Source organism: Anaerohalosphaera lusitana (assembly GCF_002007645.1).
In the GTDB taxonomy this organism is placed as follows: domain Bacteria; phylum Planctomycetota; class Phycisphaerae; order Sedimentisphaerales; family Anaerohalosphaeraceae; genus Anaerohalosphaera; species Anaerohalosphaera lusitana.
This window is the reverse complement of record NZ_CP019791.1, coordinates 1,048,235-1,062,393: the sequence shown is the minus strand read 5'-3', so window position 1 is coordinate 1,062,393 and position 14,159 is coordinate 1,048,235. Positions and strand designations below refer to the sequence as shown.

Below are 14,159 nucleotides of genomic sequence, written 5' to 3'. Positions count from 1 at the left end.
ATGAAAATGAACAGCCCTTTTTCGATATTCGTCATTGCGGCAGTAATGCTCACCGGCGGTGGTTTTGGATGGCTGACGGGGTTGGCGTACTATTCTGATTACTGGGCAGTTGGTATGGTGGCCGGGCTTATCAGCGGGTATCCTCTGGCGAAGTTTTACCTGGGGCACCTTACCAAGAAATCACAAAGCGATGGTGATAAATTTTATATCTGGCTTTCGGGTACTTGCAATGCTGTTTTGTGTGGACTTATCTGCACGGCTATCGTTCATGGTGTTATGATCGCTATGATAATTATGGTTTCAGAGAAAACTTTGTTCCAGCACACTGAAGGGTTCTGGCCATTATTTGTGGCGGTCGGCATGATGTTTGGAACGGGCGCGGGGCTTGTGGTTGGGGGTATATGTACTTCGATCTATGTTGCGATTGCAAAGGATCCGATCCGTGAAGCTGCGTGACTGGGTATTGTTGACGCCGATCTTTCTTCGATGTCTGGGCAAGCTGCCGTTACGGCATCTGCTGTACCTGGCAAAACAGTTTCGCAACGAACAGCCGAAACGTCATGAGACCGGTCTTCATGTAAACGCATTCTTTCCGCCTTATCCTTCGAAGGCGTTTGACAGATTTCTCGATAGTGTAATTGAACGCAGGCGAGTGCCTTACTCGGTCTATTTTGCGGTTACGGACAGGTGCCCGTTCGACTGTCCGCATTGCAGTTACGGAATGCATCAGGCAGGTGAGATGGGGACAGAGGAGGCGGTTGAAGTCATAGAGCAGATCAAGTCGCTGGGCACGCCCACGATCGGTTTTACCGGGGGTGAGCCGTTGTTGCGGGATGATATCGTCGAGCTGGTGCGGGCGTGTGGTGATGAGCTTGCATCTGTTATGTTCACGACAGGATGCGGGCTTGACAGTCAGTTGGCGGATGAGCTCAGGCGGGCCGGGCTTGGCTGTATTATGATCGGGATGGAATCGAGCGATGCGGGGGAGCATGATGCGGTGAGGGGCGTGGAAGGTTCGTTCGAGCAGGCGATAAGAACAGTAGAGCTTTCGAGATCAGCTGGGCTTTATACTGCTGTATCGACGGTTGCGACGAGGGAGAAGGTTCGGTCGGGACAGATCGAAAAGCTGGCGCGTTTGGCTGGGGAGTACGGCGTACACGAGTTTCGGGTGCTGGAGCCGGTGCCGACGGGCAGTTTCTGTAAGCAGGAAAATGAAGTACTTGGAAGTGAGGAGTCTGAGCGGCTTGCAGATTTTCATAAGCGATGGAACCGCAGGAACAAGGGGCCCGCGGTATCGGGCTTTTCTTACCTGGAGTCGGATGAGATGTTCGGCTGCGGTGCGGGCTTTCATCATCTTTTCATAGATGCGGTGGGCAACGTCTGTCCATGTGACCTAACGCCCTTGTCGTTCGGCAACGTGCTGGATGAATCACTCGAAAGTATATGGCTTAGAATGGGGGAGACGTTCGAGCTGCCCAGATGCGGCTGTCTGATGAAGGATATATGCGGGCAGACGTATGTGCTGAAGAATGCACAAGAACTGCCTATCGATCCGGAGAGGAGTTTGAAGGTGTGCGAGGCTGTGAAAAAGGACGGCCCGCTGCCGAAGGTTTACAAGAATCTGCTCAAGGGCCGAAAACCAGTAAGTCGACCAGAGAACCGGCAGTGATCAATGCTACCTCGGCGTAGACGTATCTAATAGCGACGGTCGGTCTGCTGAAAGCTGCGAGGGTCGCGAGCACGACGGCGGTGAGGGATGATACAAGGTAGACTTCATGGCAGAGACCGAGGATGAAAGGCAGGAGGGTTATCAGGCTTGCTGTGATGATGGATAGTCGGGAAGCAATCGCGAAACTTTTCCTGATAGAGTAATAGACTGGCTGGGGGCTGTTGCGGCTGTCACCGGCGGCGTCGCGGATATCCTTTAGCATTTCGTATCCGAGCGATGAAAAGAAAAGCCAGGCGGGGTGTATATAGAGAACGCTGAGTCGCGGAGTGTCTACGGGTTCGAGAAGTGCGAATGCCAGCGGATACAGCGATGTCATCAGGGCCGCGACGAAGAGGTCCTTGAATACGCCGATGCGTTTGGAGACGAGGTCATAGCAGATCAGCAGAACAGTTACGATGGCGGACGTGAGAAAGAAAGCTATGCCGCAAAAGGCGGCAAGCGAGAGACCTGTTATAAAGAGCATGATCGAGAAGATCAGGGCGGGTTTTGGTTCGAGTCTTCGCGAAGGCAGGGTTCTGCGGGGACAGTTAATGCGGTCGATGTGCACGTCGCAGACATCGTTTAGGACGTAGCCTGCTGAGATGATGGTGAGCACGGAGAAAAATGCGGGGATTATTTCATTCATGGCCGGGGAGAGGTTTCCCGCAGTCAGGTATGAGAGGATAACTATGAAGCCGCCGGCCAGGGGCAGTGAATAGTAGAGGCGGGTGAGGCGGAGCAGAGAGATAATCATTTTTGTGCTATTCCTGCCAGGTAGCGGTGTGTGACTTTGATGCCGTCGGGTGTCATGTACTTATCTTCGATGATCTGGGCGAACCTGTCGAAGATCGCAGTGTCGTCCGTTCTGCCGGAGGCGTATTCGAAGCCCGCGGCGGCTCCTGTCGATTTGAGGCGGGCGATGGCATCTCGGCCGGTGTCGACGGTGTAGGATCTGCTGCCCTGGTCGGAGTGGAGCGTTTTGAGGTTGAGCATTGCGAACATTGTGCGGAGGGTGCGCGGGCCGGGCAGGAACTTGAAATGCATTACATTTTGCAGGGCGCGGGGGTTTTCGGCGAATGTCAGGAACGAACAGAATATGATCTCGCGGAGTGAAAAGAGGGAGTTGTCGATTATCGCGACTTTGCCGTGCGGTTTGAGGACGCGTTTGATCTGTCGGAGGACGGCGAAGGGGCGGGAATAGCCCAGGCCCCAGCAGCAGGTTATTATGTCGGCGGAGGCGGTGGGCCGGTTTTTCAGGAATTCGAGGATGTCGGCCTGTACGAATTTGCAGTTGTGGGCGTGATTTTGTCGGGCCTGGTCGAGCATGCCTTGGGATCTGTCCACGCCTGTCACGGTGGTATCTGTTTTTGCGGCGAGGAGGCTGGTTGCGAAACCGGTGCCGCAGGTGAGGTCGATGCAGGTGTTGCCGGGCTGGGGGTTGAGCCTGTCGATCAGGTGCTCGGTGAGGTTTCGCATGTGGTCCGTCCAGGCCCGGTCATAGGTCGGGCTTATGCGGTCGTAGCTTTTGTCCACGAGAGCGGCGGTGTTGGAGGGCCTGATCAGAAGGTATGCCGATCTTGCTGCCATGCGGAACCAGTATTTGCGATGCGTTTTTGCCATGGGATGATTCTAAAAAGACATTATCTTTTTTCAAGTCAGAAATCGGATTTGCTGTATGTGCATCTATCTGTTATGTTTGTGCAACTGGACCTTATGAATATGGATATGTTGACAGGGAGGCAGATACTGATGAACGGTTATAAGATGGTTTTATTTGCAATTCTATGGAGTGCTATATTTGGTTCAACCTTGGCCCTGTCAGGCTGTTCGGATGGAATACCTGATGTTGATCCCGATGCAAAAATGCTGTCTGCAAGCAAGGGGCATCTGTTTAAGGTGGAAATGCAGGATGGCAAAGTGGGTGCGATTGATGGCAAGGGTACTATAGTTATTTTGCCAGACTTTGCCGGTCTTCTTGGCCCTTACGAACAGCTTGACTATATTGTGGGATTACATGAGTCTTTTTACAATATATTTAATAAACAAGGTAAACTCGTGTCTATGGGTGAAGGTTCAGCTTCGCCTGTAGCAAATGACTTGGTTTTTGTTAAAAACCCAGGTTTGCTATTCGGCGACCCCACTTTTTCGCCATGGCTATTTAATTTTAAGACTAATGACAAAATTTGTAAGTGTCAGGATGTCAAACCACATAATGATCTAGTTTGTTCTGAGTACGTTTATAACTCTCGATATATTGCAGTCAAGAAGGCAGACAAGTGGGGCTATGTCAATCCATCCGGCGAGGTTTTGATTGACTTTAAATTTGACGATGCTGAAAACTTCAGAGATGATTATGCTGCTGCTAAATTTGATGGCAAATGGGGCGTCATAAACACAAAAGGTGAGCCGGTAATAGATTTTGCATTCGAGGAGATTTGGGAACGCGGCGGCCCTGATAACCAGTTCGCTGTCGTATGTACAGAATCCAATCGCATGCGTGTCTATGATATGCAGGGCAACTGGTGGCAGCAGGCTGAATATGACCTTATTTTCCTATACCCTAGAGTCATTACTGCTGGGAACGAAGGGGAGCCTTTCCATGCTTTTACCTATGCGGGGACTCTTGTAAGCAGAGACTATGATGTCCAAGGTGCCGACAGCAAGGGCATAATCGTTAAAGATTCGCATGGCAGCCACTTTCATCTCGATTACAGCGGAAAGCCTTTGTACGACGCCAAATTCAACCGTCTCTGGAGTTTTCACGACGGTTTGGCAAAAGCCAAAACTGACTCTGACCTGTACGGATATATTGACGAGACAGGCAGTTTCGTTATCAAGCCTCAGTTCATAACTGCTGCCGATTTCAACGAAGGCCTTGCAGACGTTATCAAACCGGTCCAGGATGGTTATGTGCATGGCTACATTAACAAGAAGGGTGAAATGGCCATAAAGGTCGCAACTACAGAAACACTGAAGGAACCAGGCGTACCCACGATGTTCAAATTCAAGCATGGCCTAGCCAAGGTTAAAACAAAATTTTGGATGGGTTACGTCAACGCTGAAGGAAGCTGGGTTTGGGTCAGCGAAAAGGGTCGTGATTAGCGTTTTGAATGATCTTCTGGCTTTTATTGGTGCGGTTGTAGTTTATAACATGGAGTCGCTTCGCGACGGCTGTTTTTTGCTGGATCCGGGCTTTGGGAGGATGACAGTTGGGGTGGGAAGGTTTAATAATCGGCAGGTACATCCATTCGGGCCGCCGCAGAATTTAACAGCCGCGCCTCCGACGAAATGTCCGTTGGTCCATTCTCGGCGGGATGTGGAATTATGCGGCTTGGGAATGCGGTAAAATAAAGGGAATTCTGGAAAGTTGGTTCGGTTCGGCGATATTTCGTGATGAACCGCTAATCAGGCGGGGGGACTATATTGTGCGTGGGGTGAGAGGTGTTGCAAAATGTGGTTGGATGATGCATAATTGGGTTTGTGCGGGGGCCAATTTCTTTTTAAGGGTGTAAGTTATGAAGATGCGGATGGTTGCTGGGTTGGCGGTTGTTTTGTTTTTGGTCGGGCTTTGCGGGGCTCAGGAGTATTTTCCGAATATCGAGGGGTATGAGACGCTGACGGCGGATCTGCATACGCATACGGTGTTTTCGGACGGGACGGTGTGGCCCACGGTGCGGATCGACGAGGCGAAGCGGGAAGGGATCGACGTCATTTCGATCAGCGATCATATCGAGTATCAGCCGCACAAGTGGGACATACCGACGAATCACAATCGGTCGTACGAGATCGCGAAACCGGCCGCGGAGAAGGCGGGCGTGCTGCTGGTAAAGGGTACGGAGATCACGCGGGATACGCCGCCGGGACATTACAATGCACTGTTTATCGAAGACGTAGATCCGCTGGAAACGGACGAGTTTATGGATGTGATCGAGGAGGCGAACAGGCAGGGCGGGTTCGTGTTCTGGAACCATCATGCGTGGCAGGGTGAGGAGCGGGGCAAGTGGGAAGAGGTGCAGGATGTGATGTATGACGAAGGCTGGCTGCACGGGATGGAGGTTGCGAACGCGGGGGACTATTATCCGGATGCGCATGCGTGGTGTATGGAGAAGGGGCTGACGATGGTGGGGAACTCGGATATTCACGGGCCGTCGATCGATTATGAGTATACTGCTCAGAAGCATCGGACGCTGACGCTTGTGTTTGTCAAGAAGCGGAACCTGGAGGAAGTCGAGAAGGCACTGCGGAGGGGGCGGACGACTGTTTGGGTGGGGAATCGACTGGTGGGCAAGGAGCGATATCTGCGGCCGCTGTTCGGACGGATGGTGAAGGTGGTCGGGGAGCGCGAGGCTGCGGGCAATACGCGGCTGGTGGAGGTGGCGAACGGTGGGCTGATAGACCTGGAGCTGGTGAGGCCCGGTGAGGATGGGCCGGAGAAGATCGTGCTGGGGGCGCGGTCATCGGTGGAGTTCGAAGTTGCTGAAGACGCTGAGGAAGAGAAGTTTACCGTTGAGAATATGCTGGTGCGGCCAGGTGAGGGGCTGGAGGTTGTGATCGGGATTAGCGGAGCAGCGATGGTGGAGTGATGGTGTGTTATGTGCGTGCCAGCTATTTTGCTGCGTTTGAGATCGCACGTTGCTGCGCTGGTCGCGATGACAGATGTTGGCTGGTGCGGCGGAGCCGGTGGAGTGATTGCTGCGATGTGCGGGGACTCGCAAGGAGTCGCTTCGCGACGGCTTATTTATGCTGGGTCCCGTATCGGGGTACGGGATGACAACCTGGGTCGCCGCTCGCGTTATTTATGGGTGAATGCGTTTGTTGAGCGTATTGCGGTTTTTTTTGGCGGTAGTGACTGGCGATGCGGTCTACTTACACGAACATTTTTTTCGTAATTCCAACGATCTAAAACAGAGCAAGTATCAATTTGTCGCGTGATATTTGACTTTTACTTCTCACCGCCACTCTTAGTTTTGATCCAGGGCTTGCCGTGAAACTTTTTGTTTTCAATTTGGGTTTTCGATATAACTTCGATCACAGCGGCAGATGTCTCCGGGGGCAAAAGGCTTTTAAAAACTATTATTGAAACCCGAACAGGTTTTGTCGTCAAGAATATGAAATTTCGCGTTTCGATCATATATTCGAAAGCGGACCAACGGAAAAATATCTCATATTCATCACTCTCTATTCCGAGCCCCTGGTCATTGATATACTTGTAGAAATGCTCAAACCTTCTGCCCCGCAGCTCTTCGCCTCTATAGTATTTAACCGCCGCTGTAGTGTATCTGACCAGGATTACAGTCCACACTAACGCCAAAGCTCCCACGATCAACCATGCCAAATATCTTGCATCCGGATACTTATCATAAATGACAAAACATGCCAACACTAGAAGAGGGGTAAATCCCAATACCCGTCGGGGCCATCCAAACCAAAGTGTGATCATCTGAGCTTTTATAACAGAGAAAAACTGTGGTTGTGCTGTGATATCGATTTGCCGCATTCAAAAACCCTGCCGACACTCAGTTTCCGATTAGTCGATACGTCTTTTTCGCAAAATGAGGCTGCCCAGGGTGAGGATCGCGAGGGAGGCGGGTTCGGGGATAAGGATGTAGGTGATTGCGGTGGATGATGAGTCGGTGTCCGGCTGGGTGTAGGGGATCAGGGCCTGGCCGTTGGCCAGGAAGATCGTGCCTGGGACTGCTGCGAGGTTTGAATTATCGAAGGTGAAGGGTAACGAGCCGAACGGGCCTTCAATGGTATCGAAGGGGTTGCTAACAGTTACGCCGTCTGGGATCTGAATGTCCGTGAGTGGTGTAGTGCCGACTATATCAAATGTTGAGTCAACTGGGAAAGAGCCAGGGCCTGTGATGACGGTTACGGTTTCGCCGGTGATGGGGATATCTCTGAAGTCAAGGCCTGCTGATGAAATAGAGGCGCAGAGGATGGTGATGACCAGGCATGGGATGAGGTTCTTCATTGTTATTTTCTCCTCTGACGATGGGTTTGGCGCCATTTGACTTTATCAAGCATTACTCTATACAGAAATCTGCGGGGAGTCAAGAAGATTGCTGGTATTTTGTGCATAATTTTCTTCTTTTGCGACACTGCTTGATCAAGGTTGCGTTTTTGTGCGGATGGGTTGATAATGAGTGAGTAAGAGATTATTTGATACTTAAAGGGGGCTGCTTTGGAAAAGCGAAAGTTGTTCAGGATGGTTGTGCTGGCTTATCCGGCGTTCAATATTTATTCGAACATTGCGAAGAAGACGACCGCGCTGGGGCCGGTGTGCGTGGCGAGTGCCGCGAATAAGCTGGCGGGATGGGACGTCGAGGTGGTGGACGAGAATAACCTTGGGCGTTTCGGGCCGAGAAGCGAGGAAGGCGGGGCCGATCATGAGGAGCTGGAGCGGTTGCGTCCTGCGGATGTGGTCGGGTTTTATGGAGGGCTGACGAGTACCGCGGAGAGGATATACCGGCTGGCGGAGTTCTACAAGGGGCGTGGAGTATTTACCGTTGGGGGCGGACAGCACTTTATGGGGGAGAATTTGGAGGAAGGTTTGCGGGCGGGAATCGACGTGATCGTGCGCGGTGAAGGCGAGCCGGTTATCCGGGAGCTGCTGGAGATGGTCGAGCGGCATGAGGAGCCTGCGGGGATTGCGGGCCTCGCCTATATGCAAGACGGGAAGGTGGTGCAGACAGAGGAGCGGGAGAAGATCTGCGATTTTGAGGAGCATGTGCTGCCGGACTTTTCGCTGGTGCGGTATGCGCGACTGAAAATATATCCGGTGGAGTGGGTTCGCGGGTGCGGTATGAACTGCGAGTTCTGCACGGTCAAGGGCCGGCCCAGGGCGGCGAGCGTGGAACGGATAATGGAACAGTTTCGGCGGATCGTGGAAATACATGGCGGGCGGCAGTTTTTCGTGGTGGACGATCTGTTCGGACAGATGCGGGATGACACGATCCGGCTATGCGATATGCTGAGCGAGTATCAGGAGCGGATGGGGGTGAGACTGTTCATTACTGTTCAGATCCGGCTGGACCGGGCGCGGGATGAAGAGCTGCTGCGTGCGATGCGGCGGGCGGGGATCAAGGCGGCAGCGATCGGATTCGAGTCGCCGATCGACGAGGAGCTTGCGATGATGCGTAAGAGTATTCGGGCGGAAGATATGCTGGAGTACGTGAAGGTGTTTCGCCGGTGCGGATTTCTGGTGCACGGCATGTTCATATTCGGATATCCGCTGCGCGGAGACCAGAGCGTGGCGATGAGCATTGAGGAAAGGCGGAAGCGGTTTACGAAGTTTATACGCAAGAGCAAGCTGGATACGATACAGGTGCTGATGCCGGTGCCGCTGCCGGGAACGGAACTGCGGGAGCGGTTGGACGAGGAGGGCAGGCTGTATGCGGTTGAGGATGTGGGGTGGAAGTATTATGACGGCAATTTTCCCTTATTCGAGCCTGCGGGTGAAACGAGCGCTGAACAGATGCAGGCGGCGACGCATAAGATAATGGCTGAGTTTTACAGGTTCAGGAGCATGTTTCTGTTGGCGGTGAGTGTGATCTCGTTCCCGGCGGTTGTGCTGGCATCACGGAGGCTGCAGTCGGGGTGGCTGAGGTGGTACAGATCGTGGCGGAACAACCTGGTGCGGTTCGGCGGGTGGATTATACTGCGGCGGTGGACGGTCCAGTTCGAACGGGGAGATTTCACGGAACGATTAAAGTACAAGCGCAGACGGTTGGGGGGCTAGTGTGCGAGTTGACATGGTCAGTCGCAGCTTGATGAATTTTAAATTTGACGCTGTATATGGATCAGCTTTCAGAATGTTAATCGAAATGGGTACAGAGGATACGAGGAGAATTTATGGATGCCAACACGAATAAGGTCATGATCGATCGGGATGATGTCGTGATGCTGCTGATCGATCACCAGGCCGGGCTGTTCAATCTGGTAAAGGATATGCCTGTCGCTCAGTTGCGGAACAATGTTATCGCGCTGGCGAAGGCGGCGGCGCTGCTGGATATACCGGTGATCACGACCGCATCGGTGCCGGAGGGGCCCAACGGACCTATGATCCCGGAGATACACCATTACGCAAAGCATGCGAAGTATGTCGCGCGGGAAGGGCAGATCAATGCGTGGGATGTGCCGGGGTTCGTCAAGGCGGTCGAGGATACTGGGCGGAAGACGCTTGTGATGACGGGGACACTGACGAGTGTGTGCCTGGCGTTTCCGGCGGTCAGTGCGACGGCGGCGGGGTACAAGGTTTATGGGGTGGTGGACGCGTCGGGCAACTGGAGCAGGATGGCGACGGATCTGGCGATCGCGCGGATGGCGCATGCGGGTGTGGTGCCTGTGGATACATTCGCGATAATTACGGAGCTGCAGCAGACGTGGAATCGGCCGGACGCTATGGAGTACGCCGGGATCTACGGCGAACATGTTATTCCGAACTATCAACTCCTTATGGAAAGCTATACTAGCGAGCAGGAGTAATTGGTACGGTTATCGTGTTTAGGGTGCGGGAACTCGCGGCTGGGCCGCCGCTGGCGTTTGTGCATTAGCTGCATGCGTTTGTTGAGTGTTTATGATTTTTGATTGCAATAGCGGCTGGCGGTAGGAAATAGTTCAATCATGCTGTTTTGGGGTGTCTGGTTTGTTCTTGGGTTTCGGTGATGTCGGCGGGGTTGGTTGTTTTGTTTGGGTTTGCGGCGGTGAAGGATACTGAGTTGGTTGGGCAGGCTTCGATACAGTTGCCGCAGGAGAAGCAGTCGGGGGTTGGCTTTTTGCTGTGGAGGATGTGGTCCATGACGGGTGAGGGGCAGGCGCGGGCGCAGGCCTTGCAGTCGATGCAGGTATGGCGGTTGATCTTTATTTTGAAAATGCTGAGTTTTTCGGCGATCCAGCCGGTGAGGCCGAAGGGGCAGAAGAGGTGGCACCAGGGGCGATAAATGACGAGGGAGGCGAGGAGGATCCCAGCGAGGAAGATGCCGCCTGCGAGGTTGAGGGCCTGGGGCTTGAAGACCTTGAAAGGGTCGATGTGTTCGATGAAGTCGTAGCCGGTGATGAAGACTACGGCGGTGAAGGCGGCGAGGAAGAGGATGCGGACGGTGTTGGTTACGGCGAATGGGATCTTGCGGGGTTTGAGGAGGCGCGGGGGTGTGCCCTTTTCGTGCATGGTGCGGAAGAGCAAGTCCTGGAGGGTGCCGAGCTGACAGCCCCAGGAGCAGATGAGCTTGTTGGCGAAGATCACGAGGAGGGTGAAGACTGCGAAGGCGAGGAGGCGAGGCGGGAAGATTATGTTTTCGGTTGCGAAGAGCGCGATGGCGTCCTTGACAGTGCGCATGGGATTGGGGTCGGCTCCGAGGACGATGCCGAAGAGGACGACGGGGACGGCGAGCAGTGCGGTGCGGTTGCGGCGGGTGAGTTTGGCTTTGCGGAGTAAGGTGAATGCGACGGCGAGCCAGGCGAACCAGAGGGCGAATTTTATTACGATCTTGCGCCAGTCCTTGGTGGCGTGTTCTTTTTTGAGGGCGCGGATCTGCGAGAGTTTCTGTTTGAGCTGGGGTTGGGTGAGTTCGAAGGATGCGAGGGTTTTGGTGAGGTCATTTGGTGAGCTGAGCGAGAAGACTTTTTTGAGTGCGGGGCGGGGGATATCGTTGGCGGCGGCGAATTGTTTTAGGGTCATGTCGGGGGAGTAGGTTAGCTGCTTTGGCTGCTGAGGAGAGGATTCGGTATGCTTTTCGGCGGGGCCGGACCAGAGGCGGGTTGAGAGGGCCGAGGTTGCGAGTACGGCGAAAATGATGGTGAGGACGAGGGTAAGTTTTTTCATGATCTTTGCTCGACTTGGATTAAGGTATGAAGGATGCACAAGCCCCCCCCCTGCTGGTTGGACGGCTTGTGCTGTTAGTCAGCCATTGTTTACGGGTGCTTTTGAAAACTGTTTTCGTTTTGAGACAACTTCTAATTTATATGAACAGGTTTACGTTTGCGGATTCGGCATTGTCGAGGTACATGGCTACGCCGCCCTGCTCGACGCCGTCGATGAGTTCTTCGGGCTTGATGCCCATCAGGTCCATGCTCATTGCACAGGCGACGAGGCGGACACCGGCGGCCTGGGCGTTGGCGATCTGTTCGGGGAGGGAGGAGACGTTTTTGTTTTTCATTATGCCCTTGATCATTGCGGTGCCCATGCCAGCCATGTGCATCTTTGAAAGCGAGGTCTTTTCGGGTCCGCGGGGCATCATAAAGCCGAACATCTTTTCGATGAGGTTTTTCTTTACGGGGACGGACTCGGGTTTGCGGAGGAGGTTGAGTCCCCAGAAGGTGAAGAAGAGTGTGACCTTCGAGCCCATTGCGGCGGCGCCGTTGGCGATGATGAAGGTTGCCATCGCTTTGTCGAAGTCGTTGGAGAAGACGACGATGGTTTTTTCTTTGGCTGGGTCTTTGTCCAGGCTGCAGGTCGGTGTGGGTGAGGGTTTTGTCTGTTCCTTTACGATGGTAGCGGTGTATGCGCCGTTGTCCGTGGTTACGGAGATGAAGCGGTTGCCTGTGCTGTGACACCAGCCCTTGACATCGGGAGCGAAGCCGGGGTCGGAGGCGGTGATGGTGACAGCAGAGCCGGAGGATACTTCGTCGATAGCTTTTTTGAGTTCCATGATGGGGCCGGGGCACTGGAGGCCGCGGGCGTCGACGTGTTTTGCGATATTGAGCTTGTCCATAGTTACGATCTCTTTTTCGAGGGTGATCTGTTTTTCTCCCGTGTCGTCGGTCATCTCTTCGGAGTCGGGGGTTTCGAGGGTTCCTTTGTATGCCCTGTAGGTTTTGTATCCGCCGGTGAGGTTGGAGGCGTTGAGGCCGTTCTGTTCGAGGACGCGGGTTGCGAGGTAGCCGCGGAGACCGACCTGGCAGAAGGCGAGGATCTCCTTGTCGGCGGGCAGTTCGGAGAGGCGGTCGCGGAGTTCGTCGATGGGGATGTTGGTCGCGCCGGGGATGGTGCCTGCCTGGACCTCGGCGGGAGAGCGGACGTCGAGGAGGAACTGGTCGTCGGAGGGGTTGTCGGCGAGGTCGGAGTGAAAGACCTTCATGTCGCCGGTAATGATGTTGGAGGCGATGAAGCCGGCGTAGTTGACGGGGTCCTTTGCGGAGCCATATGGTGGTGCGTAGCAGAGTTCGAGGTGCTGGAGGTCGTGCACGGTGAGGTTTGCCTTTATGGCGGTGGCGATGACGTCGATGCGTTTGTCTACGCCGTCTTTGCCGGTGGCCTGTGCGCCGAGGATCTTGCCGGTGTTGGGGTCGAAGATGAGCTTGAGGCTGATCTGTGATGCGCCGGGGTAGTAGCCGGCATGGTTTGCGGGGTGGAGGTAGATCTTTTCGTATTTGGCGGAGGTCTTTTTGAGGCGCTTTTCGTTGGTGCCGGTGGTTGCGACGGAGAGGTCGAAGACCTTGCAGATGGCGGTGCCTAGTGTGCCGGGATAGGCGGAGTCGCGGCCGAGTGCGTTGTCGGCGGCGGCGCGTCCCTGGCGGTTGGCGGGGCCTGCTAAAGGGATCAGCGCGGGAGTCTGCGCAATGGTGTCGGTGACTTCGACCGCGTCGCCTACTGCGTAGATGTTCGGGTCGGAGGTGCGCATGTGGTCGTCGACCTTGATGCCGCCGAGGGGGCCGAGTTCGAGGGATGCGTCGGAGGCGAGTTTTGTTTCGGGTTTTACGCCGACTGCCATGATGACGATATCAGCGTCGAGGGCGGAGCCGTCGTTTAACTTGAGGGCGAGGCGGTCGGCTTTTTCTTCGATAGAGGTAAGGCTGGTGGAGAGGCGGAGGTCGACGCCGTGAAGTTCGAGATGCTGGTGCAGGGGTGCGGCCATTTCGGGGTCGACGGTGGCCATTACCTGGGGTAGCAGTTCGATAAGCGAGACGTTGAGGCCTCGCTGGATGAGGGCCTCGGTCATTTCGAGACCGATGTAGCCTGCGCCGATGACGGCGGCGGAGGTGACGTTTTCTTTTTCAACGGCGGTGATGATGGAGTCCATGTCGGGGATGTTTCGCAGGGTGTGGACGCGGGGGTTGTCGCTGCCGGGGATGGGAGGTTGTACGGGTTCTGCGCCGGGTGAGAGGATGAGGGTGTCGTAGGGTTCGGTATATTCGGTGTCGGACTGCAGATCACGAACGCGGATGCGTTTGTTGGGGCGGTCGATCTCGATGACCTCGGAGTTTGTGCGGACGTCGATGTTGTGGCGGGAGCGCATGGACTCGGGGGTCTGGACCAGGAGTCGGTCGCGGTCGGTGATGTCGCCTGAGATGTGGTACGGCAGACCGCAGTTTGCGAAGGAGATGTACGGGCCGCGTTCGAACATGATGATCTCGGCGGATTCGGAAAGCCGTCTTGCTCGTGCTGCTGCTGAGGCTCCGCCGGCGACGCCGCCGACGATGAGTATGCGTTTTTGGTCGGACATTGTTTACT

Annotated in this window: 12 protein-coding genes; 6 read left to right on the top strand and 6 right to left on the bottom strand. The window is 54.5% G+C overall.

The features are described from left to right. Both STSP2_RS04570 and STSP2_RS04565 read left to right on the top strand, forming a co-directional pair. A complete protein-coding gene (locus STSP2_RS04570; protein WP_146660274.1) occupies window positions 1-456 on the top strand; it encodes a hypothetical protein in 456 nt (151 codons plus the stop codon). Then, window positions 443-1,669 (top strand): radical SAM/SPASM domain-containing protein, encoded by a 1,227-nt coding sequence (locus STSP2_RS04565; protein ID WP_169852994.1) that lies wholly within the window; start codon window positions 443-445, stop codon window positions 1,667-1,669. Before STSP2_RS04570 ends, STSP2_RS04565 begins: the two co-directional genes overlap by 14 nt. Here the strand turns inward: STSP2_RS04565 and STSP2_RS04560 are convergent. Next, window positions 1,626-2,462, bottom strand: a complete 837-nt coding sequence (locus tag STSP2_RS04560; RefSeq protein ID WP_146660270.1) for a UbiA family prenyltransferase — start codon at window positions 2,460-2,462, stop codon at window positions 1,626-1,628. The two genes, STSP2_RS04565 and STSP2_RS04560, sit on opposite strands and share 44 nt — an antisense overlap. Then, window positions 2,459-3,328, bottom strand: a complete 870-nt coding sequence (locus tag STSP2_RS04555; RefSeq protein ID WP_146660268.1) for a class I SAM-dependent methyltransferase — start codon at window positions 3,326-3,328, stop codon at window positions 2,459-2,461. Before STSP2_RS04555 ends, STSP2_RS04560 begins: the two co-directional genes overlap by 4 nt. Window positions 3,329-3,457: 129 nt before the next feature. Here STSP2_RS04555 and STSP2_RS04550 point away from each other — a divergent pair, with 129 nt between their 5' ends. Continuing rightward, window positions 3,458-4,810, top strand: coding sequence for a WG repeat-containing protein (locus STSP2_RS04550; RefSeq protein WP_169852993.1), 1,353 nt, complete (start codon window positions 3,458-3,460; stop codon window positions 4,808-4,810). A gap of 413 nt (window positions 4,811-5,223) precedes the next feature. After that, window positions 5,224-6,291 carry a histidinol-phosphatase gene (locus tag STSP2_RS04545; RefSeq protein ID WP_146660264.1) on the top strand — a complete coding sequence of 356 codons (1,068 nt, stop codon included), beginning with the start codon at window positions 5,224-5,226 and terminating at the stop codon, window positions 6,289-6,291. A 359-nt stretch (window positions 6,292-6,650) separates the two neighbouring features. Here the strand turns inward: STSP2_RS04545 and STSP2_RS04540 are convergent, their stop codons facing one another. Together STSP2_RS04540 and STSP2_RS04535 are read right to left on the bottom strand one after the other, a co-directional pair. Further along, complete coding sequence (locus STSP2_RS04540) at window positions 6,651-7,205, bottom strand: YcxB family protein (protein WP_146660262.1); 555 nt, start codon at window positions 7,203-7,205, stop codon at window positions 6,651-6,653. Between the two features lie 30 nt (window positions 7,206-7,235). Further along, complete coding sequence (locus STSP2_RS04535) at window positions 7,236-7,682, bottom strand: hypothetical protein (RefSeq protein WP_146660260.1); 447 nt, start codon at window positions 7,680-7,682, stop codon at window positions 7,236-7,238. A gap of 210 nt (window positions 7,683-7,892) precedes the next feature. Between STSP2_RS04535 and STSP2_RS04530 the strand changes: the two genes are divergently transcribed. Both STSP2_RS04530 and STSP2_RS04525 read left to right on the top strand, forming a co-directional pair. Continuing rightward, window positions 7,893-9,449 (top strand): B12-binding domain-containing radical SAM protein, encoded by a 1,557-nt coding sequence (locus tag STSP2_RS04530; protein ID WP_146660258.1) that lies wholly within the window; start codon window positions 7,893-7,895, stop codon window positions 9,447-9,449. Between the two features lie 113 nt (window positions 9,450-9,562). Beyond that, window positions 9,563-10,195 carry an isochorismatase family protein gene (locus tag STSP2_RS04525; protein WP_205848001.1) on the top strand — a complete coding sequence of 211 codons (633 nt, stop codon included), beginning with the start codon at window positions 9,563-9,565 and terminating at the stop codon, window positions 10,193-10,195. 136 nt (window positions 10,196-10,331) lie between these two features. Here STSP2_RS04525 and STSP2_RS04520 read toward each other — a convergent pair whose 3' ends face one another. Both STSP2_RS04520 and STSP2_RS04515 read right to left on the bottom strand, forming a co-directional pair. Next, the gene (locus tag STSP2_RS04520) at window positions 10,332-11,531 is read right to left on the bottom strand and encodes a 4Fe-4S binding protein (protein ID WP_146660256.1); all 1,200 of its coding nucleotides are present in this window, start codon (window positions 11,529-11,531) and stop codon (window positions 10,332-10,334) included. A gap of 136 nt (window positions 11,532-11,667) precedes the next feature. Continuing rightward, window positions 11,668-14,151, bottom strand: a complete 2,484-nt coding sequence (locus STSP2_RS04515; RefSeq protein WP_146660254.1) for an FAD-dependent oxidoreductase — start codon at window positions 14,149-14,151, stop codon at window positions 11,668-11,670. Window positions 14,152-14,159 lie beyond the last annotated feature (8 nt).

What these genes read in the sequence shown, in the direction of transcription:
- STSP2_RS04520 (WP_146660256.1), bottom strand. Translation starts at nt 11,531, where the DNA reads ATGAAAAAACTTACCCTCGTCCTCACCATCATTTTCGCCGTACTCGCA.
- STSP2_RS04515 (WP_146660254.1), bottom strand. Translation starts at nt 14,151, where the DNA reads ATGTCCGACCAAAAACGCATACTCATCGTCGGCGGCGTCGCCGGCGGA.
- STSP2_RS04535 (WP_146660260.1), bottom strand. Translation starts at nt 7,682, where the DNA reads ATGAAGAACCTCATCCCATGCCTGGTCATCACCATCCTCTGCGCCTCT.
- STSP2_RS04560 (WP_146660270.1), bottom strand. Translation starts at nt 2,462, where the DNA reads ATGATTATCTCTCTGCTCCGCCTCACCCGCCTCTACTATTCACTGCCC.
- STSP2_RS04540 (WP_146660262.1), bottom strand. Translation starts at nt 7,205, where the DNA reads ATGCGGCAAATCGATATCACAGCACAACCACAGTTTTTCTCTGTTATA.
- STSP2_RS04555 (WP_146660268.1), bottom strand. Translation starts at nt 3,328, where the DNA reads ATGGCAAAAACGCATCGCAAATACTGGTTCCGCATGGCAGCAAGATCG.
- STSP2_RS04525 (WP_205848001.1), top strand. Translation starts at nt 9,563, where the DNA reads ATGGATGCCAACACGAATAAGGTCATGATCGATCGGGATGATGTCGTG.
- STSP2_RS04570 (WP_146660274.1), top strand. Translation starts at nt 1, where the DNA reads ATGAAAATGAACAGCCCTTTTTCGATATTCGTCATTGCGGCAGTAATG.
- STSP2_RS04550 (WP_169852993.1), top strand. Translation starts at nt 3,458, where the DNA reads ATGAACGGTTATAAGATGGTTTTATTTGCAATTCTATGGAGTGCTATA.
- STSP2_RS04545 (WP_146660264.1), top strand. Translation starts at nt 5,224, where the DNA reads ATGAAGATGCGGATGGTTGCTGGGTTGGCGGTTGTTTTGTTTTTGGTC.